This window comes from Sphingomonas kyeonggiensis, assembly GCF_014204495.1.
Classification (GTDB): domain Bacteria; phylum Pseudomonadota; class Alphaproteobacteria; order Sphingomonadales; family Sphingomonadaceae; genus Sphingomonas; species Sphingomonas kyeonggiensis_A.
Genome location: NZ_JACHLN010000004.1, coordinates 440,971 through 462,289 on the forward strand (window position 1 = coordinate 440,971; position 21,319 = coordinate 462,289).

The 21,319-nt window shown below is 63.2% G+C and carries 18 protein-coding genes; 4 read left to right on the forward strand and 14 right to left on the reverse strand.

The window, feature by feature from the left end:
• Positions 1-15 precede the first annotated feature (15 nt).
• The 6 genes from HNP52_RS21215 to HNP52_RS21240 all read right to left on the reverse strand — a co-directional run bounded on the left by HNP52_RS21215 (position 16) and on the right by HNP52_RS21240 (position 6,480).
• The gene (locus HNP52_RS21215; protein WP_184170378.1) at positions 16-2,766 is read right to left on the reverse strand and encodes a [protein-PII] uridylyltransferase; all 2,751 of its coding nucleotides are present in this window, start codon (positions 2,764-2,766) and stop codon (positions 16-18) included.
• Between the two features lie 50 nt (positions 2,767-2,816).
• Positions 2,817-3,383, reverse strand: coding sequence for a hypothetical protein (locus tag HNP52_RS21220; protein ID WP_184170381.1), 567 nt, complete (start codon positions 3,381-3,383; stop codon positions 2,817-2,819).
• Positions 3,384-3,487: 104 nt separating this feature from the next.
• Entirely contained in the window at positions 3,488-4,297 is an 810-nt protein-coding gene (locus HNP52_RS21225) for a ferredoxin--NADP reductase (RefSeq protein WP_184170745.1), read from the reverse strand.
• Positions 4,298-4,351: 54 nt separating this feature from the next.
• A complete protein-coding gene (locus HNP52_RS21230) occupies positions 4,352-4,750 on the reverse strand; it encodes a hypothetical protein (RefSeq protein ID WP_184170384.1) in 399 nt (132 codons plus the stop codon).
• An 84-nt stretch (positions 4,751-4,834) separates the two neighbouring features.
• Complete coding sequence (locus HNP52_RS21235) at positions 4,835-5,272, reverse strand: DUF1003 domain-containing protein (protein ID WP_184170386.1); 438 nt, start codon at positions 5,270-5,272, stop codon at positions 4,835-4,837.
• A 239-nt stretch (positions 5,273-5,511) separates the two neighbouring features.
• Positions 5,512-6,480 carry an SDR family NAD(P)-dependent oxidoreductase gene (locus HNP52_RS21240; protein WP_184170388.1) on the reverse strand — a complete coding sequence of 323 codons (969 nt, stop codon included), beginning with the start codon at positions 6,478-6,480 and terminating at the stop codon, positions 5,512-5,514.
• A gap of 140 nt (positions 6,481-6,620) precedes the next feature.
• On the opposite strand from HNP52_RS21240, the gene HNP52_RS21245 reads away from it, so the two are divergent.
• Positions 6,621-7,190: a TetR/AcrR family transcriptional regulator gene (locus tag HNP52_RS21245; RefSeq protein WP_221416587.1), complete on the forward strand. Its 570-nt coding sequence runs from the start codon at positions 6,621-6,623 to the stop codon at positions 7,188-7,190.
• A 183-nt stretch (positions 7,191-7,373) separates the two neighbouring features.
• Here the strand turns inward: HNP52_RS21245 and grpE are convergent, their stop codons facing one another.
• The 3 genes from grpE to HNP52_RS21260 all read right to left on the reverse strand — a co-directional run bounded on the left by grpE (position 7,374) and on the right by HNP52_RS21260 (position 9,640).
• A complete protein-coding gene (grpE, locus tag HNP52_RS21250) occupies positions 7,374-7,928 on the reverse strand; it encodes a nucleotide exchange factor GrpE (RefSeq protein ID WP_184170390.1) in 555 nt (184 codons plus the stop codon).
• A gap of 10 nt (positions 7,929-7,938) precedes the next feature.
• Positions 7,939-8,982: a heat-inducible transcriptional repressor HrcA gene (gene hrcA, locus HNP52_RS21255; protein WP_184170393.1), complete on the reverse strand. Its 1,044-nt coding sequence runs from the start codon at positions 8,980-8,982 to the stop codon at positions 7,939-7,941.
• 148 nt (positions 8,983-9,130) lie between these two features.
• Complete coding sequence (locus HNP52_RS21260; protein WP_184170394.1) at positions 9,131-9,640, reverse strand: DUF6438 domain-containing protein; 510 nt, start codon at positions 9,638-9,640, stop codon at positions 9,131-9,133.
• A gap of 106 nt (positions 9,641-9,746) precedes the next feature.
• Between HNP52_RS21260 and rph the strand changes: the two genes are divergently transcribed.
• From rph to HNP52_RS21275, 3 genes are all read left to right on the forward strand, one after another.
• Positions 9,747-10,460 carry a ribonuclease PH gene (gene rph / locus HNP52_RS21265; RefSeq protein WP_184170397.1) on the forward strand — a complete coding sequence of 238 codons (714 nt, stop codon included), beginning with the start codon at positions 9,747-9,749 and terminating at the stop codon, positions 10,458-10,460.
• Complete coding sequence (gene rdgB, locus HNP52_RS21270) at positions 10,457-11,089, forward strand: RdgB/HAM1 family non-canonical purine NTP pyrophosphatase (protein ID WP_184170400.1); 633 nt, start codon at positions 10,457-10,459, stop codon at positions 11,087-11,089. Before rph ends, rdgB begins: the two co-directional genes overlap by 4 nt.
• 101 nt (positions 11,090-11,190) lie before the next feature.
• The gene (locus HNP52_RS21275; RefSeq protein ID WP_184170403.1) at positions 11,191-11,367 is read left to right on the forward strand and encodes a hypothetical protein; all 177 of its coding nucleotides are present in this window, start codon (positions 11,191-11,193) and stop codon (positions 11,365-11,367) included.
• Positions 11,368-11,627: 260 nt separating this feature from the next.
• Here the strand turns inward: HNP52_RS21275 and HNP52_RS21280 are convergent, their stop codons facing one another.
• From HNP52_RS21280 to HNP52_RS23335, 5 genes are all read right to left on the reverse strand, one after another.
• Positions 11,628-13,100 carry an AAA-like domain-containing protein gene (locus HNP52_RS21280; protein ID WP_184170406.1) on the reverse strand — a complete coding sequence of 491 codons (1,473 nt, stop codon included), beginning with the start codon at positions 13,098-13,100 and terminating at the stop codon, positions 11,628-11,630.
• A gap of 18 nt (positions 13,101-13,118) precedes the next feature.
• On the reverse strand, positions 13,119-15,653 hold the full coding sequence (locus HNP52_RS21285) for a DpnII family type II restriction endonuclease (protein WP_184170409.1): 2,535 nt from the start codon (positions 15,651-15,653) through the stop codon (positions 13,119-13,121).
• 217 nt (positions 15,654-15,870) lie between these two features.
• Positions 15,871-18,969, reverse strand: coding sequence for a type I restriction endonuclease subunit R (locus HNP52_RS21290; RefSeq protein WP_184170412.1), 3,099 nt, complete (start codon positions 18,967-18,969; stop codon positions 15,871-15,873).
• A complete protein-coding gene (locus HNP52_RS21295; RefSeq protein ID WP_184170415.1) occupies positions 18,966-20,009 on the reverse strand; it encodes a restriction endonuclease in 1,044 nt (347 codons plus the stop codon). Before HNP52_RS21295 ends, HNP52_RS21290 begins: the two co-directional genes overlap by 4 nt.
• Positions 20,006-21,226: a restriction endonuclease subunit S gene (locus HNP52_RS23335; RefSeq protein ID WP_184170418.1), complete on the reverse strand. Its 1,221-nt coding sequence runs from the start codon at positions 21,224-21,226 to the stop codon at positions 20,006-20,008. Before HNP52_RS23335 ends, HNP52_RS21295 begins: the two co-directional genes overlap by 4 nt.
• Between the last annotated feature and the right edge of the window lie 93 nt (positions 21,227-21,319).

The following is a 21,319-nucleotide window of genomic DNA, read 5'->3' on the forward strand; positions in this document are numbered from 1 at the left end:
CCCGATCCCCTTTCCTCAGGCGGCTTCCGCCACCGTACCGTCACCCGTCGCAGCTTCGAGCAGGCGGCGCTCGATGGTCTTCAACCGACCGCTGCTCTCGATCTTATCGCCGATCAGATCGGTCAGATAGAAGGTATCGACCGCGCGCTCGCCATAGGTGGCGACATGCGCCGAATGGATCGTCACCTTCGACTGGAACAGCGCATAGGCAAGGTGGCAGAGCAAAGCAGGCCGATCGCGCGCGTTGATCTCGATCACGGTGAAGCGGTTCGACGCGTTGTTGTCGATCAGCACATTCGCTTCGATCGCAAAGGCTTCCGCACGGGGCCGGACCAACGGCTTGGCCTTCAGGCGATCCTGCAGCTTGGCGCGATTGGCCAGCGCATCGGCGATCGTTGTCTTGATCCGGTTGAGCCGCGCCTCTTCATCGAACGGGCGGCCGAGCGGGTCCTGGATCAGGAAATTGTCGAGCGCCATGCCGTCGCGCGTCGTATGAATGCGCGCGTCGATGATGTTGCCGCCGGCGACATGGATCGCGCCGGCGATGCGATAGAACAGGCCCGGATGGTCGGCGGCATAGACCGTCACCAGCGTCGCGCCGCGCTCGGGATAGACCTGCGCCTCCACCGAGAGCTGCGCCTGCCCCGCAGCATCGACTTGCCGCGCATTGCGCTCGAGCACGTCGGACGGCTCGGCGATCCAGTAGCTCTCGGTCATCCGCTTCTTGAAGGCGTCCATGCGGGTACCTTCCCAGCCGAGCGCCTGGGTGAGTTCTTCCTGCTTGGCGGCGATGCGCTCGTTGCGGCCCTTCTGCTTGTGGCCAAGGCGGAGCACTTCCTCCGCCGCATCGAACAGATCGGCGAGCAGCTGGCGCTTCCAGCCGTTCCACACGCCCGGCCCCACCGCGCGGATATCGACGATGGTGAGGAGGAGGAGCATGCGCAGCCGTTCGGCGCTCTGCACATGGCCGGCGAAGTCGAGGATCGTCTTGAAGTCGCTCAGGTCGCGCTTGAACGCAGTGGCCGACATCAGCAGGTGCCAGCGGACCAGCCAGGCGACGGTCTCGGTCTCGGCCTTGCTCATGCCGAGGCGCGGACAGAAGCGCTCGGCGACTTCGGCACCCAGGATCGAGTGATCGCCGCCACGCCCCTTGGCGATGTCATGCAGCAGCACCGCCACATAGAGCGCGCGGCGCTGGGCGATCTGCTTGAAGATGCTGGTGCCGAGCGGATGATCGTCGCGCAGCTCACCCTTCTCGATCTGGGCAAGCAGGCCGATCGCCCGGATCGAATGCTCGTCGACCGTATAATGGTGGTACATGTCGAACTGCATCTGCGCGACGACCCGGCCGAAGTCCGGAACGAAACGGCCGAACACGCCGGCCTCGTTCATCCAGCGCAGCACCGTTTCCGGATCGCGAGGCGAAGTCAGCACGTCGAGGAACAGCGCATTGGCGCGGGGATCGTCGCGAACATCGTCGACCAGCTTGGCGTCCCGCGCCGCCACGCGCATCGCCAGCGGATGCACTTCGAGCTTGTGCAGGTCGGCGAGCTGGAACAGCTCGATCAGCCGCACCGGATCCTCGCGGAAATAATCGTCGCGCGGGATCGCCAGCCGGCCGCGGTCGAGCGTGAAGCCCTTGAGCTTGCGCGGCCGCCGCCAGAGCTGGGGGAAGCCGAAGCGCGAGCCCCGCGCGGCGAACTTCTCATCGAGATGCGCGAGGAACACGCCGGTGAGGTCACCCACCGCCTTCGCCTGGAGGAAGTAGAAGCGCATGAAGCGCTCGACCTTCGACATGCCGGGGCGATCGGAATAGCGCATCCGCTCGGCGATCTCGCGCTGGACGTCGAACGTGAGCCGGTCCTCGGCACGGCCGGTGATCAGGTGGAGATGGCAGCGCACCGCCCAGAGGAAATTCTCGGCGCGGCGGAACTGGCGATATTCGAGCTTGGTCAGCAGCCCCTTCTCGACCAGCTCGCCGGTCTCGCGGACATTGTACGCGTATTTGCCGATCCAGAAGAGCGTGTGCAGGTCGCGCAGCCCGCCCTTGCCTTCCTTCACATTGGGCTCGACGACATAGCGGCTGTCGCCCATCCGCTTGTGCCGGGCCTCGCGCTCGGCCAGCTTCTCGGCGATGAAGGTGCGGGCGGTATCGGCCTGAACCTCGCTTTTGAAGCGCGCCGCGGCTTCGTCATAGAGGCTGGTATCGCCCCACACATAGCGCGCTTCGAGCAGCGCGGTGCGCACGGTCACATCGGCCTTGGCCTGGCGCACCATGTCGTCGAGCGAGCGCGACGAATGGCCGACCTTCAGCTGCATGTCCCACAGCGAATAGAGCATCGATTCGATCACCTGCTCGCACCAACCGGTGACCTTCCACGGGGTGATGAAGCCGATATCGATATCGGAATGCGGCGCCATCTCGCCGCGCCCATATCCGCCGACCGCGATCAGCACCATGCGCTCGGCAGCGCTGGGATTCGGATTGGGGTGGAGGCGCTCGACCGTAAAGTCCCAAAGCAGGCGCAAAAGCTGGTCGATCAGGAACGCGCCCGAAGCGGCGATCTCGTGCCCGCGCGAGGGATGCTCGGCCAGGCGGCGGGCGATCTCGGTACGGCCGGCATCGAGCGCGGCCTTGAGTTCCTTCGTGCCCGCGGCGCGCAGCTTGGCGCCGTCCTTGGCCTGCAGCGCGTGCAACCGCTCGGCGACGCCGCGCCGGTCTATCAGCGTGCGGCGGTTCGGGACGTTGTCGAAGCGGTTGGACATGTGGGGGAGATAGGGCGAAAGCCTCGCCCCGTCACCTCCCCCCGCGGCGATCAGCCCGCGATCGAACCGGTGATCCTGCCGCCCTGGTCGGCCGTGTCGCCCGGCTTCATGCCCGCAGGGCAATCGCCGATGCGCCTGGAGACGATCGTCGCGTTGGACGGCAGCGGGTCCGCCGGTGTGGTGCCCCCGTTCGCGATAGTGAGCGCGGTCGTCAGCGCGCCGTCCTTGAAGGTGATGTTACCGCCCACCTCCGTTGCCTTGGGCTTGCTGCACTGGAGGCGGAAGATCACGCCGAACATCGTCTTCTCCGACTGCTCCAGCAGCTTGCAGTCCGACAGGAATGGGCGAACCTCGGTAAGAGGGATCACACGGGCGCGGACCGAGTCAGCGATGCAGATGCGCTCGACCGGCATCGGCTTGCCCGAAAGCGCAGTAACCTTGCGCTCCCACAAGCCGGCGGGGAGTTCGAAAAGGCCGCCTGCCGGAACCGGCACAATCTCGCCCGCCGCGCCCGGTTCGGCAGTATCATCGCCGCCCGGCGCGCTCGCCTCCTTGTTGGACGATCCGCAGGCGGAAAGCGCCAGCACCGCGGCAACAACGAACAGACGAGACTTCACGGCAATTCCTCCGCCACACAGATGCGCCATTTAGGCGATCTGTCGTGACGCTGTCGTCCGTCCCGGTCGCGCTCGGGGCGGCCCCGATCGCAAAGGAGCGCCCGTCAGCCGACGAAGGCGCGCTCCAGCACGAAGCTGCCGGGGTTGGCGTTCGAGCCTTCCTCGAAACCATGCCCCTCGAGCATCTGGGCGAAGTCCTTGATCATCGCGTTCGAGCCGCAAAGCATGATGCGATCGGTTTCCGGGTTGAGCTCGGGATGGCCCTGGACCGGCGCCTTGAACAGCCAGCCATTCTCGATCAGCTGGCCGATACGGCCGCTGGTGCGGAACGGCTCGCGCGTCACGGTAGGGATATAGTGGAACTGGAGCAGCGCCTGGTCCGCCACCAGCGGATCATTGGCCAGCTGCGCGGTGAGCTCGTCATGATAGGCGAGGTCGCTGACCCGGCGCGTCGAGTGGACGATCACCAGCTGCTCGAACCGCTCATAGGTGTCCGGATCGCGCGCGACGCTGAGGAACGGCGCCAGGCCGGTGCCGGTCGACAGCATGAAGAGGCGCTTGCCGGGCAGCAGCGCGTCGGCGACGAGCGTGCCGGTGGGCTTCTTGCCGAGATAGATCTGGTCGCCCGGCTGGATCAGCTGAAGGCGCGAGGTGAGCGGGCCGTTCTCGACCTTGATCGAAAGGAACTCGAGCTCATCCGACCAGGTCGGGCTGGCGATCGAATAGGCGCGCATCAGCGGCTTGCCCTCGCCTTCCAGGCCGATCATCACGAACTCGCCGGCGCGGAAGCGGAAGCTGGCCGGACGCTCGATCGCGAAGCTGAACAGATGCTCGTTCCAATGTTTCACCCAGCGCACCGCAGCCGTCTGGAAGGCGGGATGCTCGGGCAGGACGATGGGCGGGCGGGCATGCATATTCACGAGGTCGGCTCTTTCCAAATTCACGGTGCGCTGCAACGTAATTTTACTTCAACGCGCGAAAGCAACAGCGATACGCGCCACCGCCACGGAGAGCGGAAGGCGCGCTTCGGGTTTCACGATCTGCTCGATGACCGCGTCGACGCGCGGCTGCGCGCCGGCGCGTGCTAGCGCATGCAGCGAAAGGAGCAAGGCCTCGTCATCGCCTATTTCCGCCGAGAAGGGCGGTTTGAAGCGAAGTTGGGACAGGTTTTCGCGCTCGATGAGCAGCATCGCCATGTTCAGATCGGGCAGCATCTCGACCAGTCCGCGCCCGCGCAGCACCGGGCCGAGAACGCTGCACGGGCAGCGCCCGGCCCGAATCGTCGCCACCCATTGCCGCATCGCGTGGAGCAACAGCTGGTCGACGGGCGCAAGCTCGGCGGCGGAGCGATCCAGGAACTGGTACAAAGGCGATCCCCTTCCCCGGAGCGGAATCTCCGGGGTGGGAATCGCCTTACCCTTTATTGCGAATGACTAGCAATAGCGTAGTTTTCAATCGACCCGCGAAAGCCGTGCTATCTCGGCGGTGAGCAGGTCGATCTTGTGGTGCAGGCTGTCGATCTGCGCCTCGGCGCGCAGATTGGTCTCGTAGTCGAGCCGCGCCTCGAACCGGTCCTTCGCCGCCTGGCGGTTCTGGCTCATCATGATGATCGGGGCCTGCAGCGCGGCAAGCATCGACAGCATCAGGTTGAGGAAGATGAAGGGGAACGGATCAAAGGCATGCGCGGCGAGCACGACCGTGTTCAGCAGCGCCCAGGCGCCGAGGAACAGGCCGAAGCCGATGATGAATCCCCAGGAGCCGCCGACCGCGGCAACCCGATCGGCGAGCTTCTCGCCAAAGGTCAGCCGCTCGTCGAACAGCGCGTTGGGATCGCGACCCACGCTGCCGAAGAAGCGAAGATCCGCGAGGAAACGGATGGCTGCGTTCATAATACACCTCACTGCCGACCGGCCGCCCGGGGCGGCTGCGCAGGAGGTGAGCGGATCAGCTCAGCGCGGCGGCCCTGGACGGCACGGTCGATCGACTATGGTCGTTGCTGGACATGACCCCATTCTCGGAGCTGGCGGTTAAGGGTGCACGGTTGTGCATCCACGGGCGAGATGGTCGCCTCGCCCGCGGATTTCAAATGAAAAAGCCGTCATGTTCGCAATAACGGCTCCGGCGAGGCTCAGAAACGCTCGCCGACCATCTCCTCGCTCTTCGCCCAGAGCGCCTTGGCGTTCTCCGGATCGAGCGCATAGGAGCGTACGCCCTCGCTGACCGGGTTGATGATGCCGTCGGTCACCTGCGAGACATGGCAGTTCTCGCAATAGCGCGCGCCGACTTCCCCGGCAGGCGCGACGAAGCCTGCCCAGACGCTGGTGGCGGCACCCTGCGGGATCGTCTTCCACTGGAAGGGCGGCTGGCCCTGCTCGGCGAGTTCGGCATTGATCCGGGCGATCACCTGCTCGAGCGTGTCCTCGCCGATATGGCGGCCAAGCTCGGTCTGGATGCCGCCGGGGTGGAGCGCGGTGGCACGGACGCCGCGTGCCTGGTGGCGCCGGTCGAACTCGACGGCGAACAGGATGTTCGCGGTCTTCGAGCGGCCATAGGCGACCATCGGATCGTACGGCGTCTGCTCGAAATTCGGATCCTCGAGATCGACGTTCGAATAGCGATGCCCCGAGGACGCAAGGTTCACCAGCCGGCCGCCATCCCTGATCAGCGCGGCGATGCGATTGACGAAGACAAAATGGCCGAGATGGTTGGTGCCGAACTGGGTTTCGAAGCCATCGATAGTATGGCCAAGCGGCGTGGCCATGACGCCGGCATTGGCGATCACCACATCGAACGGACGGCCATCGGCGACCAGCTTGTCCGCCGCGGCACGCACGCTGGCAAGCGAGGCGAGGTCGAGTTCGACCAGCTCGATGCTGCCGCCATTCGCCGCCTGATCGCGGACGATCTGGGTAGCACGCTCGGCCTTGGCGAGATCGCGCGCGGTGCCGACTACCTGCGCGCCATGCGCCGCCAGCACCCGCGCCGTCTCGACGCCGAGACCAGCCGAGACGCCGGTGACAAGCACGCGCTTGCCGCTGAGATCGACGCCGGCGAGCACATCGTCGGTGGTGGAAGCTGCATTGAAAACCTGGGTCATTGCCTGTCTCCGTCACGCGGACGCACGGCTCCATCGGCCGCGAGCCCCTTGCCCGGCGACCTGGGAAATATTAAGTGGAGGGCGTCTCCGGAAATAAATACGGAGGCATCCTCCGCTTTTCAAGGGACGATCCCATAATCGTGGCCGAAACCGGCGATTCCTCCTCCCGCAAGCCGCGCGCCGATGCCGAGCGCAACCGGCTGCGGCTGCTCGACACGGCCAAGGCGGCGTTCGGCGAGAAGGGCCCGAGTGCGAGCCTGGAGGAAATCGCGCGCGAGGCCGGTGTGGGCATCGGCACGCTCTATCGGCATTTCCCGACGCGCGACGCGCTGATCGAGGCGGTCTATCGCAACGAGACCATGCAGCTGGCGGATGCGGCGGCGAGGCTGATCGAGACGCATCCGCCGGTCAAGGCGCTGCGCCAATGGCTGCTGCTGTTCGTCGACTATCTCGGCACCAAATATGGCATGGCGGCGGTGTTCGGATCGGTCACCGGCGGCACCGCCGCGCTCTATGCCGCCTGCAACAGCGGCACCCCCGAGGCGATCGCGCTGCTTACCGACCGCGCCGTGGCGAGCGGCGAGATCAAGCTCGACATGGATCCGATCGACCTGCTGCGCGCGATCGCCGGCGTGGCAAGCGCGGGGCCGGGCTGGCAGGATACGGCGCGGCGGCTGATCGATATCCTGATCGCAGGCATGCGGGTCTAATTCCCTCTCTCCGCCGACGAAGATCCTGCTCCCTGGCGAAAGCCGGGGCCCAGGGTAACGAAGCGATACGGCAGAGAAACCCTGGGCCCCGGCTTTCGCCGGGGAACTGTTATGGCAAAGGGCATATCAAGAAAAAGGCCGGAGCATTGCCCCGGCCTTTTCGATTCGCGATGTCCGCCGGGATCAGTCCGGCTTCTTCGCCACGCCGACCAGCGCCGGGCGCAGCAGGCGGTCGCGGATCATGTAGCCTGACTGGATTTCCTGCACGATCGTGCCCGGCTCCGCATCGGCGCTGGGCATTTCCATCATCGCCTGGTGGCGATTGGGATCGAGCGCTTCGCCGAGCGCGACGATCCTGGTGATGCCGTGGCGGCCGAACACCGATTCCAGCTCGCGGCCGGTCGCCTCGAGGCCGGTCACCAGGCCCTTGAGCTTCTCGTCTTCCTTGAGCTCGGCCGGGATCGCGGCCAGCGCGCGGGTAAGGTTGTCGGCCACCGACAGCACGTCGCGCGCGAAACCCGTCGCGGCATAGGCCTTGGCGTCCTGCGCTTCCTTCTCTGCGCGGCGGCGGACATTCTGCGTCTCCGCCTGCGCATACATCACTGCCGACTTCGCCTCGGCGAGCTGCGCCTCGAGCTCGGCCAGGCGATCGTGCTCGGCCACTTCGGGCGCACCCTCCGCGGTTTCCGCGCGCAGCGTTTCTTCCTGGGTGTCCGTCACCTTGTTCTCTTCCGTCATATTTCCCTGTTCAGGCCAGTAATCGGGCCATTGTGGCCGCCGTGAAATCCACCATGGGGACGACGCGCGCATAGTTCAACCGCGTAGGCCCGATCACGCCGACCACGCCGACCACCCGCCCGTCGAGCGAACGGACGGGCTTGGCGATCACCGACGAACCGGACAACGCAAACAGCTTGTTTTCGGATCCGATGAAGATGCGCGTCGCTTCGCCCTCGCGTGCCGAATCGAGCAGGCGGGCAATCTCCTCCTGCCCTTCGAGCTGGTCGAGCAACTGGCTGACCTTGTCGAGATCCTCCGCCGCGGCGGTGTCGATCAGCCGGGCCTGGCCGCGCACGATCAGCACGGGGCGGCGGCCGCCGTCCTCGCTCCACACGGCAAGGCCGCGCTCGACCAGCGCGGCGGCCGCGCTGTCGAGCGCAGCGCGCTGCGCTCCCAGCTCGCGCTCGACCCGGGCACGCGCCTGGCTGAGGGTGAGCCCGGCGAAGGTGGCGGAGAGGTAGTTGGCGGCACGCTGGAGCGCCGAGGGGTCCATGCCGCCGGGCAACTCGACCACGCGATTCTCGACCGAGCCGTCCTCACCGACCAGCACGGCGAGCGCGCGATCATGACTCAGGGGCACGAAGCCGAAGGAGCGCAGCAGCGGCTCGACCTTGGGGACCAGCACCAGCCCGGCACAGGACGAGAGGCCGGAGAGCGCAGCGGTGGTTGCGGCCAGCGCTTCCTCCACCGGACCACGCTCGGCCGCGTTGCGCTCGATCGCGGCACGCTCCTCGGCGCTGGGTTCGGCCGCCTGCATCATGCCATCGACGAACAGGCGCAGGCCGGTCTCGGTTGGCATCCGGCCGGCGCTGGTGTGCGGGGCGGCGAGCAGGCCGAGCTCCTCCAGGTCTTGCATCACGTTGCGGATCGAAGCGGGCGACAGGTTGAGGCCGGAGATCTGCGCGATCGTGCGCGAGCCGACGGGAGCGCCGGTGTCGAGATACGACTCGACCACCATGCGAAACACGTCGCGGGCGCGGTCGGTCAGTTCGCGGATCGGCGGGGTGGTCATGGGGCTTATGTAGCGTGCACTTTCCACACGCCAACCTCTGCGGTTGCGCAAACTGTTCCCCGGCGAAAGCCGGGGCCCAGGGCCGCAAGCGAGTCTGCAGAGAAACCCTGGGCCCCGGCTTTCGCCGGGGTGCAAGTGGGCCGGAAAATCAGGGCCGCTCGCCGATCAGGTCGTGGATCGGCAGACCCTCGACTGCGTCGCCAAGCGCCTGGCCGAGCGGGCGGTTCTTTTCCGAGCGGCAGCCATAATAGAAGTACAGCCCCTGGCTGTCGCCGATCGCGCGGGTCCAGGTGACGTTCACGCTGGAGGCGTCTGTGGCTGCGGGCTCGCAATTCTTCTGGCCGGGCGCATAGCGGATCTCGCCGCTCTCCGGGCGATAGGGCGCCAGCGTCGCGGCGAAAGCGTCATATTGCGCGCGAGTGAGCTTGAACGGCTTCTCGCCGTTCGCTGCGGTGAAGCGCTTGCCCTCGAACACGCCGGTGCCGTCGGGCCGCACGGTGACGGCATAGACCGGGCAGCGCCCGTAGCAGGGACCGGTCTCGTAGCGGATCGAATCGCCTTCGATCGGGATCGGCTTGCCCGGGCCGGGACCGCCACTCGGCTTCACGCAGCCCGACAATGCCAGCGCCCCAAGTCCGATGATTGCAAGCCTACGCATACCCTGTTCTCCCTGCGGCCACTCTACACGGATCGCCTGCCGACACTGGCGCGTTCCAACCGTTACGTCTACGTGGCGCGTCAAACCTTGCAGGAGACTGAAGCAGATGCGCCCTTCCGGCCGCGCCCCCGACGAGATGCGGGCAATCACCATCGAACCGCATTTCACCCGCCATGCCGAGGGTTCGGTGCTGATCAGCTTCGGCGACACCCGCGTGCTGGTGACCGCCAGCGTCGAAGAGCGGCTGCCGCCCTGGCTCAAGGGCAAGGGCGAGGGCTGGGTCACGGCCGAGTACGGCATGCTCCCGCGCGCGACGCACACCCGCGGCCAGCGTGAAGCGGCCAAGGGCAAGCAGTCCGGCCGCACCCAGGAGATCCAGCGCCTGATCGGCCGCAGCCTGCGGGCCGTCACCGACCTCAAGAAGCTCGGCGAGCGCCAGATCACGCTCGATTGCGACGTGATCCAGGCCGATGGCGGCACCCGCACCGCGGCGATCTCGGGCGCGTTCGTCGCGCTGCGCATCGCGGTGAACAAGCTGATGGCCCAGGGACTGATCAAGGAAGACCCGATCACGGCGCAGGTTGCCGCGGTTTCCTGCGGCATCCATCAGGGCACGCCGGTCCTCGACCTCGACTATGTCGAGGACAGCGCCGCCGACGCCGATGCGAACTTCGTCCTGCTGTCGAACGGCAACATCGCCGAGGCCCAGGCGACCGCCGAGGGCGCGACCTATGACGAGGAAGGGCTGCTCCGCCTGCTCCGCCTCGCGCGGATCGGCTGCAACCAGATTTTCGAAGCACAGGTGAAGGCAATCGGATGAGCGGCGAAGGCGACACTCCTCAGGCGATCCGCAAACTGCAGCCCGGCAAGCTGGTGATCGCCAGCCACAATGCCGGCAAGGTGCGCGAGATTCGCGAGCTTCTCGGCCCGTTCGGGATCGAGCCGGTCTCCGCGGCCGAGCTCGACCTGCCCGAGCCCGAGGAGACGGGGACCACCTTCGTCGCCAATGCCGAGCTGAAGGCGCTGCAGGCCGCGGATCTCTCGGGGCTCCCTGCCCTGGCCGATGATTCGGGCCTGTGCGTCGAGGCGCTGAACAATGATCCCGGCATCTTCTCGGCGCGCTGGGCGGGCCCGAGCAAGGATTTCGGCGTCGCGATGCAGCTGGTCGAGGACAAGCTGGCCGCGCTGCCGCCCGAAACCGGCCGCGACGCGCATTTCATCTGCGCGCTCGCGCTCGCCTGGCCCGATGGCCATGTCGAATGGTTCGAGGGCCGCGTCGACGGCACCCTGGTATGGCCGCCGCGCGGCTCCCAGGGCTTCGGCTATGATCCGGTCTTCCTGCCGACCGGGCATGAAGAGACGTTCGGCGAGATGGAGCCGGCCGCCAAGCACGCGATGAGCCACCGCGCCGATGCCTTCCGCCAGCTGGTCGCGGCGGTGCTTGATTAAGGAATCGTGATTCGCGCCGCGTTAAGGATTTATTTCGCGAGTCATCCCGTTCGCACCTGCGTTATGACCCCTCGTTACCAGGGAAAAGCGAGGGGTCGCAGATGGGTTCGTACCGCCAATGGGCGACGATGATGCAGCATGTGCACAAGACACATGCCGAAGGTGTCACCGAGGAAGAAACCGAAGAATTCCTGCCCGCGCAGGAAAAGACAGCGCGCGCCAGGCGCGAACCCGCCGAGCGTAAGCATTCCCCGGAGCGGGGCGCCGCCCAGGCGTGAGCCCGGCCGCGCTCGCGGCCGGCATTTCATCAGCGATATCCTGAACCGCGGGCCGTGCCCCGCGGGGAAAGTGGTGGACAGGGCTGGATAGCCGCGCACCATCTCTATGATATTGATTTTACTAGGCTCTATCGCGCCGCCCGATGGGCGTTCCGTACCAACTCTCCGTACCCACCGCAAGGCACCAGAGCTCCGCCGAGCGGACCCTGTAGGACTTTTTCGGCCTTCCGCCTGACTGCCTCAATGACGCAAAGCCAAAGCTAAACAAGATCGCGAAGAACCATCGCCAGCAATGCGGAGGCAGCAACTACCTCCGGTACGAATTGGTCGTCAGTTTTGTAATTGTTAAGCGCCAACTTCGGATGCACGAGATTGCGCCACTCCCGCAGATTCTCTGGAATGTCGAGATTGTTCTGTTGAGCTACTGCCCGCGCACCCCGCATCAGGTTTGCCAAACTCCAATTGCTCGGGTCTGTGGCGGATTGATTGGTGCCGTGGATTCGAGCTGCATGGGCGGTCGCAATTTCGGCTGGCGACTTCGCCAAGAGAAAGTCGAGAATGAAGGCTTCCAAAGCAGTTCCATAGCCTGCCAACGCGAGACGATTACCACCGCCATGATGTGACCCGACCGCTCCGGCTTGGGCCGAAAAAGCGATCTCCCGGAGTTCCACGTTTGCCATCCCGGCGAACGCCGCTGAGGGAATGGAGAAGAGCACGCTTATCGCCCCGCCGCTCACTTGAGGGGCGAGTGTAATTTGCGGACTGACCGATGCGACATGCCGATAGAGGGCGTTACGAAAGATTAGCCGATGGGCTTCAATCTTCATCACCCCCAAGACTATAAGGTAGTTTTGATCATCATCTCCCGGTGCAAAAGGGATTGAGCCCTCTTGCACGACCTGGCCAACGATCCGAACTAGCGCCTCCTCGGCTAGTATCTTTCGAAATAAGTGTCGCACATGTTCAGGACGGCCAGACCGCAATTGGTCTAACGAGCCTTGTAGCGTCGTCTCGATATCCTCAGCACCTGAGACATCGTCAATCAGGCGCTGCACGAGAAACGGCTGACCTCCAACCTGAGAAAATATATGCTCAGCAACAGACTCGGAATTGGCAATCTCTGCCTTCTCAACGAGCGTCAGAATATCGGCTTCCGAGAGGTCGGTAGTATCCAAAACCTCGCAGGTATTGAAAGGTGAATTCGCCTCAGCAACAAGTTTTTCAACACGGAAAGTTCCCGAGAAAACGAAACGCAGTCGCTTAGCAACATGATCGTCAGGAACATCGCCGCTCGCTGTCGCGATCCAACGTATTTGACCGTAGAATGAGTTACGCCAATCCTCGTTTCCGATGTTTGATGCTTCGTCGACAAGGATTACGATAGGCGCTTTGCCATCCGGTACTGCGACCGCGAGCGCTTCACAAACATCATCTACCGCTTCAATAGAAGCGGAAACCCCAAACTCTGCGGCTACCCGATTGGCGAACCACGCGACGAGTTCGCCGTAAGTCGTCACCGGCGGAAGAGTTTGCAGATCAACGCTCGCTACACGAGTACCTACGTCGAGAAGCTTTCTCTTCAGCCGGATGAGCGCTGAAGTTTTCCCGTGCTGCCTCGGCCCCAACAGCAATACCCAACGACCAGCTTGTACGTTGCCAATAAGATCGCCTTCGAAGGGACGTTCCGAGTAAAAGTCGTCGTCAACCGGAACCGGACCGTGAAGATGCGTCATTATTATCCGCCCCCGGAATTATTGAACTGACAAGCTTCCAAAATGCGCAAGAGCATCCGGAAACCAAGTTGCTCGCAATGCGATTTTCTCATCGACGTCGGCAATGATGCCGTAGAGTTGAAGCATACGCAACGCGCTCAGCAGGGCTTCGCTATCAGCCTCAATGCCAAGTTCACGCAGGCGGCCGAGGACCTCAACTGGCGTTCCTTCAGATGCAGCAACGATTTCGGAAACCGCCTTCTCAAACTTCGTAGCCTGCCCCCAATATGTAGTAAGATAGTGCTGCGCATACTCAGTGGTCGAAGTGACTTCGGCAATATCATTCGAGCTTACGGCTAGGTCGCGGCGGTCCTCCCTCGCGTTAAGAAGCCTAACTAACCGATCCCCTAAATACTGGACGATTTGAGGATGCCCGCTCGTGCGCTCCCACGCCAATTCTGCGGCACTCGCCTGATCTGGCAACTTGACGCCCATCGACCGAAGAGGGTCAATCAGCAGTGAGGCCGCGTCCGTTCGGCCCAACTGGGTAAGTTGGACCGGCCTGCAAAAATTCCAGTGAGGGGACTGCGCATCCCAAAGCCGGTTGGCAATTCTGCGCTCGCCGGAAAACACGAACTGCGCAGCGCCAGCCTGCGATATGGAGCGGCACGACCGAAAGAAGGCCTCCGGGACCGTATCGTCAGAGTGGTTCTGATCCCACTCAATGAGTTGATCAATCTCGTCGAGAATGACCACGACCGGACCTTCACCCCTACCCTGCAATTCCTCAATTAGTAGACTGAGGTGAAGAGGCCGGAAGTCTTGCGGCAACGAAACTTGCCAAGATTTGCGGGCCAGCTCTGCAAAATCGTGCCATGTCTTCACCGTCTGACAGTCAGCGAAGAAAGGCTGAAAATTGGAGATCCGCAGATTTTCGCGCAGCCTTCTAATTAGCGATGTCTTGCCAATTCGGCGGCTTCCCAGAATTGCGACGCTATTTGTTGCCAGCGTTCTTTGAACCGTCGCCGCCTCGGCTTCACGACCGTAGAACATTCGGTCAGTGGTTGGGTTGCTTAGGATGAAAGGGCTGACTTTGGTAAGATCCGATTGGGTAAGAATAGCGTCCATTAGCCGGTTGAGCGGTTCTCGGTTGGTCGCCATTTGCTCAAGCGCTGAAGCCGAAATGCCAATAACATTTGCAGCGAGCATCGACTGTGCCTTCCGATGTTGTGTAATCTGGCTATCGGAAATCGGATGCGGAGTTAGATAAATGGCCAAATTTGAATACGGTGTCATTTCCGAGGACCGGCGCCCCACCTCCCGTGCCTGCGCTTCATCCAGCGGCTGACGAGAAACTGTGATGTGCAAGGTTTCGCCGAAAGGCGCGACCGGCGGCGCGACCATTTCCGCACAAAGTTCAGTCGGCAACGCGCTTTCGGATAGCACCTCGCAACCAAGCATCTCCGCAAATAGATCGAGCGCGGCCTTGGGGTTGAACTGCACCTTCAACCTTCGAGCGGCCTCCACCCAGGACGCGTTACCCCAAGACAATCTTTCGCCCGTAGGCGACAGCACCAAGAACGCACGTCGCCTTGCGTCCGCGTAGGCCGATAATGCCAAGCGAGCACGATTTGGACCGACCGGCAGCGCTTCCGCTTCGACTGACAAAGCCAACCTCAGACGATCTTCGATTAGGCGGTTGAGCGCCGCCTGATCGGCCGCTTCAGGCCGCTCAGCCGTAGCAACTTCTATCAACGCGTCCCTAAGTCCACCGTCTGCCGCCTGAGTAAGATTGATAGGGTACCGCACACCCTCAAAAAGAAGCCCTAAAGTACGGTCAGATGCCTCCTTTAAACCCTGCCCATCGGCAATGAGAACGAGGGCGATGCCGTGCTCGGATAACCTCTGCTGAAGGTTGGGATAGGTGTATGCCAAATCGCGCAACTGACGACCACCTGACTGATTTTGGAACACCGTCGCAAACCCCAAAAGGGGCCTCTTCCCAACCGAAATTACATACGAGAGCGCTCTTCGCAGGCCTGCGTCAGACAGCCCGCTTCCATCAAAGGACAGCTTTTCCTCTAGATGTTCGTTTGCTTGGCTCACAGCGTTTCGGACCAGTAGCCGCACTCGCTCGTCAAGCTTCTTACCGCCGCGAAAACGGCGGCGATTTGCGTCTTTATAGACCTCGGCTACCTGTAGAGACGCACCGACATTTGTGCCGGGTGCGAGCATCTTATCAATTCCGATATAGAGGAGCTGACCGACCAGCCAATCTAGCCGAGAGGGCTCGACCTCTGAAGGCAAGCCCCACTTCTCAACTTGCGTGCCGCTGCTGCTAAATGCCAACAAGTCTAGCATGATCGTGTAGCAGCGCGGATGCTGAGAAAGGCCGCTAAAGAGCCGTTCCCGGGTTAAAGGGCCACTGTCGACAATCTCTTGAAGTTCTCGGGCTTCTTTGGCTCGCAGACGCAAATTTTGAGAGACCGCATCCCAATCGATAAAGTCATCTGCTGCCAGAAGGTTTCCACTCAGCGTAGCTGTGAACTGCTCAATGCGATCCTGACTATCCAATGGTAATCGCCTCAATTGTCGCAGGTAGTGGAATACAAATGTGTCGCATTAGGCGACGGCACGATAGGCGACACATACGCCATGTTCCAGCACGAACCCGCCTGCGGGAAGCCTATATGCCAGCGGCTGCGAGAAGCCCAATAGAGTCAATGATTTGATGCAACAACGGCCGACCGTGCCGCCGCGGTCAAACCAATCACCTAGTGAGCCCGGCCGACTAGGCCGCGTGTTCGCCTTGCCCTCGCAGAGCCTCGTATAGCCCGGCAGGGCCGAGAAGGATGTCCTTGAGCCCTGCGCGGACCTTGTCCGAGCCAAGCGCCTGCTGGCTCATCTTCTGGTGCGCATCGAGTGCGTCGATGATCGCGTTGAGCAGTTCATTGTCTAGCGTGGGCGAGGCGGCGAACTGTGCCTTGCTGTTATTCATCGCCTGCGTGGCGAGTTCCTCCGACTCCAGCAGCTTCCCCTTGATCACGTCATTGACGTAGACGAGCTGATCGCCGTCGGTGAGCTCCCCTTCGAAGAGGTCGTTCACGCGCTGGATGATCTCGCGCAGGAGCGCCTTCTGCTTCTCTTGCAGCGTCCCCGAGCCCGCTTCGCCCACCGGCGCAATCTTTGGAGCTTCGCCGCTCATTGTCATCGGCTGCTTGCCGAGCGCCTTCAGCGAATGGTGCGTGAGCTGCAGCTGCGAGACATCGACGAAGGTCCGTTCCCGGCCGAAGTCCAGCAGGCGGACCAGGTATTTAAAGAACAGGAAGCGCTTCTCGATGTCCGAGTTGCCATAGTCGAACATCTGACTGAGGAAGGTGTAGATGCGGATGAAGGTCTGCGCGTCGCCCTTGAACAGCGTCAGCGCGTTCATCTCGTCCGAAGCAGCGCTCGCTGCCTTCTCGTCCCCGAGTTCGTCCGCCTGGGCATTGGCTTCCTTGGCCGCCGCGAAGCGCTTGAGCAGGCGGTCCGCAACGGGCCCCACGGCTCCGGCAAGGTCCCCCTGGGTGGACTTAGGGTTCATCGCGACGGCCGCGACGCGGTCCACCTCGAAGCTGTCATACCACCCGCCCGCGTCGAGCTTGGCGCGCAGGTCATAGACCAGATTGGGGTCCGTGACGCCGTCGAGCTCGGCCGTCTCGTAATAGGTACGGAACGCCGCCAGCACCTCGTAAGAGCTGTTGACGAAGTCGAGGACGTAGGTCGTGTCCTTGCCCGGATGCGCTCGGTTCAGGCGCGAGAGCGTCTGCACCGCTTGTACGCCCGCCAACCTCCGATCAACGTACATCCCGCAGAGCAGCGGCTGGTCGAATCCGGTCTGGAACTTGTTGGCGACGAGCAGCAGATGATACTCATCGGCCTTGAACGCGTCGCGGATGTCGCGGCCCTTAAGGTTCGGGTTGAGCTCCTTGCTCGCCTCGGTCAGGGGGGCCGGGGAGGACTCGGGATCGTTCACCTCGCCCGAGAAGGCGACCAGCGTGCCGAGCGGGTAGCCTTTGCTCTTGATGTAGCGGTCTATGGCCAGCTTCCAGCGCACAGCGTCCTTGCGGCTGCCGAGCACCACCATCGCCTTGGCCTTGCCGTCCAGCAGCGGCTGCACGTTCTCGCGGAAATGCTCGACGACGATCTGGACCTTCTGGGCGATGTTATAGGGGTGTAGGTTCACCCACTGCATGATCCCCTTCATCGCGGCGGAACGCTCGACCTCGGTGTCTTCCAGCTCCTTGCCGCCATGCGCCAGCCGGAACGCCAGCTTGTAAGGCGTGTAGTTCTTCAGCACGTCGAGGATGAAGCCCTCTTCGATGGCCTGGCGCATCGAATAGACGTGGAAGGGCTCGGGGAGCCCACCGGGCTTCATCACCCGCCCGAACAGCTGCAGCGTCTTGGCCTTGGGCGTGGCGGTGAAGGCGACATAGGTGACGCCCTTATCGCTCGCCCGCGCGGCCATCTGCGCCGCCAGCAGATCTTCGGTGTCGATCTCGCCACCGTCCTGCAGCTCGGCAATCTCCTCGGGCGACAGCACTTCCTTGAGCTTCGCCGCCGCCTCGCCGGTCTGCGAGCTGTGCGCCTCGTCCGCGATCACCGCGAAGCGCTTGCCCTCGGTCGCGGCCAGCTCGCGCACGGCCTGTAGCGCGAAGGGGAAGGTCTGGATCGTGCAGACGATGATCTTCTTGCCGGCCTTGAGCGCGTCCGCCAGCTGTGCGCTCTTGCTGCCGCTCTCGCTCTTGATCGTCTCGACCACGCCCGTGGTGCGCTGGAAATCGAACAAGGCATCCTGCAGCTGCCCGTCGATCACCCGCCGGTCGGACACGACGATCACCGTCGAGAACAGCTTTTCGTCGTTCGCGTCGTGCAGCTCGGAGAGGAAGTGCGCCGTCCAGGCAATGGAGTTGGTCTTGCCCGATCCGGCCGAGTGCTGGATCAGATACTTCTGGCCCACGCCCTCTTCGAGCACCTTCGCTTGCAGTTTCCGCGTCGCGTCGAGCTGGTGATAGCGCGGGAAGATGATCCTCCCGATGTTCTTCTTCTCGTCGCGCTGGGTGACGAGGTAGCGGCCGATCAGCTCGAGCCAGCTGTCGCGCTGCCACACCTGTTCCCAGAGGTACGATGTCGGGTGGCCGAAGGGCAATGTCGGGTTACCCTTGCCGCCATGATCGCCCTGGTTGAACGGCAGGAAAATCGTCGTCGGCCCGGCCAGCTTCGTCGTCATCATCACTTCGCGGTTCGATACCGCGAAATGGACCAACGCGCCCGAGGGGAAGCTCAAAAGCGGCTCGCGCTCCTGCCCCTTCTGCTGCGGCAACCGGTCAAGCTTGTACTGGACCACAGCATCCTCGACCGACTGAGTGAAGTCGGTCTTGAGCTCCACCGTGGCGACGGGCACGCCGTTCAGGAACAGCACCAGATCGATGCAATTCTCATTGGCCAGGCTGTAGCGCACCTGCCGCACCACGCGCAGTCGGTTGGCGTTGTAGCGCGCGACGATGTCCGGGTTCATCCGCATCGCCGGCTTGAACTGCGCGAGCGACAGCATCCCCCGCGTGCCGATCATCTCGATGCCGTTACGGATCACATCCAGCGTGCCCCGGTCGTCCAGTGACTTACGCACCCGGTCGAGCAGCAGGCCCTCTGCCGCCACACCGTGAACCTTGGTCAGGCTCTCCCAGGCCTTGGGCTGCGTCTCCTGCACCCAGGCGACCAGATCGGGCGCGAACAGCGCGCGCTTGCGGTCGTAAAGCTGGGCGTCGCCGGACTGGTAGAGCCATCCCTTGGAGGCGAGGACGGCGCAGACCTCGCTCTCGAAGCTGATCTCTTCGTGCAGGCGGCTCAAGCTTCCGCTCCTGAGACAGGCGCCCAGATCTGCTTCAACGGCAGTTTGGCGCGCGTTTCGTCGGACAGGTCGGCATAGGTGCGGAACAACGCCTTGAGCAGATCGGGCATCTGCCACAGCCGCAGCTTGAAGAAGTTGTTGTCGAGCTCCTTCTGCGCCACCGCGTTCACGCCGCCGATGCTGACGAGCAGGCCGGTTTGCGCCTGACTGTTCGACACCGAGCCGATCAGGCGCAGCACCACATCATGGTTGGCCGCGCCGTCCCCCGACTTCACCTGCACACAGATGCGGTCCTCGCCAAGGCCGAGCGTGCCGCCGGCCGCCAGGATATCGACGCCACCGTCCGCGCCGGGCGGAGAGACCTTGGTCGTATAGCCTTCGACCCCCAGGATCTCGGCGACCAGATCGGCCAGCGCATGGCCGGCGAACTCGGACTTGATCAACGAGATGATCTGCTGGTTGGCGATATCCTCGATATCGGTCGCGATATCATCCGCATCTGTGTCGTCGTCGGCCGGGGCGGTTGGCGCGGTGCCCTGTTTGCCGAGCAGTGCGCCTGGATCCCTGCCGGTGGCGAGCACGGCGCGGACGCGTTCCAGCGCCTGGTTCCGCTTGATCTCGCACACGGTCATGAAGGCGCCGAAGGAGTGGCGCAGGTCCTGCTTGAACACATCGCGCGGCACCGCTTCGTTCAGCCACTTCACCGCGCGCATCTGCTTGCTGATCCCATCCGGCTCGAACTTGTAGGGGCCGGTGACCTCGCCGATGGCGACGCCGCTGGTGAGCTTGCGGGGCAACACGACGAGGTCGCCGATCTGGATCACGTGCGCGAACTGGTTGAGCTGGGCCGCGAAGTTCTTCCGGCGATTGGCGCTGGCATCGGGCATCGCTTCCTCAAGATGCGCGAGGATGGCTGCGCGATCCTTGTAGCGGCTCAGGTCATCGACATCGTTGAAGCCGAGCATCAGCTTGCCTTGCTGGATCGCATCCAGCTCGCGTTCGCCATTGCGGCCGGCGCGGACGATCCAGAGGCGGGTCATGCTGCTTCTGCCTGTTGGGTGTTGGCGGCGCGCACGTCGATCTTGCCGGTGACGGCAGCGGAGATGAGGGCGGCGCGGCGTTCTTGGAGAAGCGTGATCGCCGCGGACGCTTGTTCGAGCAGAGCGTCAAATCGCGTGTGCTCGGCTTCGACATACACGGCTATCTTCTCCTGCTCTTCCTTTGGTGGCAGAGTAACAATCATCTGTCGAAGGTGAATGGGGCCGAAGTGTTGTATTGTGGCTCCCGCCTTTAACATGTCGATTTGTGTGAAGAAGAGAGACGAGCTGACCAGCGCACGGATATAGTCCCGCGTCGCGCCATTGTTTCGTGGCCGAAGTCGAATAAGGCCTGTGTATGGAATCGCGCCAACTGTAGCGGCTCCGACCTCGCACACGGTTCCCATGCTGGCGCTCCCGCTGATCACAAGATCGCCGAGTTCGAGCCTGAAATGATCCCAGCGCGATTGGACTTTTGCAGGATCGAGAAAGTTGCAGCCATCCAAAGAGGCCCAGCGAGATTGCGCGCCAGCCACCCGTAAGAGAGGCACCCCCTCATCATGAAAATCGACGGCGAGGATGCCAGGCCCCTCCTGAAAGTCGATGGCACTCGGGAACTTCGCGATTGCCCAATGCGACGGCACCTCGCCCAGCCATTCTACCCCGGAATCCTTCATGGGCGCATCGGGGTTCAGACCCTTGGTCACCGCATGGGAGATGACGGCCTGGCGCTTTTCCTTGAGCAGTTCGATCAGTCGCCGCTGCTCCTCCACAAGCGCGTCGATCTTGGCCGTCTCGCGGTCCAGGAAGGCGACGATTTCGGCTTGTTCGGACAGCGAGGGCAATGGGATCGGAAGCTGCGCCAAATGGTCCGGATCGACGTCCCATTGGTTGATCCGAATACCCTTCGAGATCGTCAGGAAGCCAGTCGCATAGGGGTCGGAGCGAAGCAGGTAATGTAGATAGCCGGGCAGTTCGTTATGCCGGGCGTGGTAGACGAAGTACGCGGGGCTTACGATCCCGCGATATGGAGAGACGCCGAGCGACCCTTGCCAGGCCTTCATCTTGTTGATGGCTAGGTCGCCGGGCTCAACCAGCTGATACGGACCGAGATCCTCAGAGGGCTTGTTGAAGTTATCGTCGCGGTCGCGTTTTCGGATCACCCCATAGTCGCGATAGACCGATAGCAACTCCTCCTCCGGGAAATCGATGCGCTTCACCCGCCGGAAGAGGGTCCAAAAGGGAACCAGGCGCCAGCTTTCAGGGAGTTCGCCTAGCCATTGCCGGCCGCTATCCCGATAGCACGGATACGC

Coding starts and splice junctions, on each gene's coding strand:
- HNP52_RS21215 (WP_184170378.1), bottom strand. CDS start 2,766: ATGTCCAACCGCTTCGACAACGTCCCGAACCGCCGCACGCTGATAGAC.
- HNP52_RS21225 (WP_184170745.1), bottom strand. CDS start 4,297: ATGCATGCCCGCCCGCCCATCGTCCTGCCCGAGCATCCCGCCTTCCAG.
- HNP52_RS21235 (WP_184170386.1), bottom strand. CDS start 5,272: ATGAACGCAGCCATCCGTTTCCTCGCGGATCTTCGCTTCTTCGGCAGC.
- HNP52_RS21240 (WP_184170388.1), bottom strand. CDS start 6,480: ATGACCCAGGTTTTCAATGCAGCTTCCACCACCGACGATGTGCTCGCC.
- grpE (WP_184170390.1), bottom strand. CDS start 7,928: ATGACGGAAGAGAACAAGGTGACGGACACCCAGGAAGAAACGCTGCGC.
- hrcA (WP_184170393.1), bottom strand. CDS start 8,982: ATGACCACCCCGCCGATCCGCGAACTGACCGACCGCGCCCGCGACGTG.
- HNP52_RS21260 (WP_184170394.1), bottom strand. CDS start 9,640: ATGCGTAGGCTTGCAATCATCGGACTTGGGGCGCTGGCATTGTCGGGC.
- rph (WP_184170397.1), top strand. CDS start 9,747: ATGCGCCCTTCCGGCCGCGCCCCCGACGAGATGCGGGCAATCACCATC.
- rdgB (WP_184170400.1), top strand. CDS start 10,457: ATGAGCGGCGAAGGCGACACTCCTCAGGCGATCCGCAAACTGCAGCCC.
- HNP52_RS21275 (WP_184170403.1), top strand. CDS start 11,191: ATGGGTTCGTACCGCCAATGGGCGACGATGATGCAGCATGTGCACAAG.
- HNP52_RS21280 (WP_184170406.1), bottom strand. CDS start 13,100: ATGACGCATCTTCACGGTCCGGTTCCGGTTGACGACGACTTTTACTCG.
- HNP52_RS21295 (WP_184170415.1), bottom strand. CDS start 20,009: ATGACCCGCCTCTGGATCGTCCGCGCCGGCCGCAATGGCGAACGCGAG.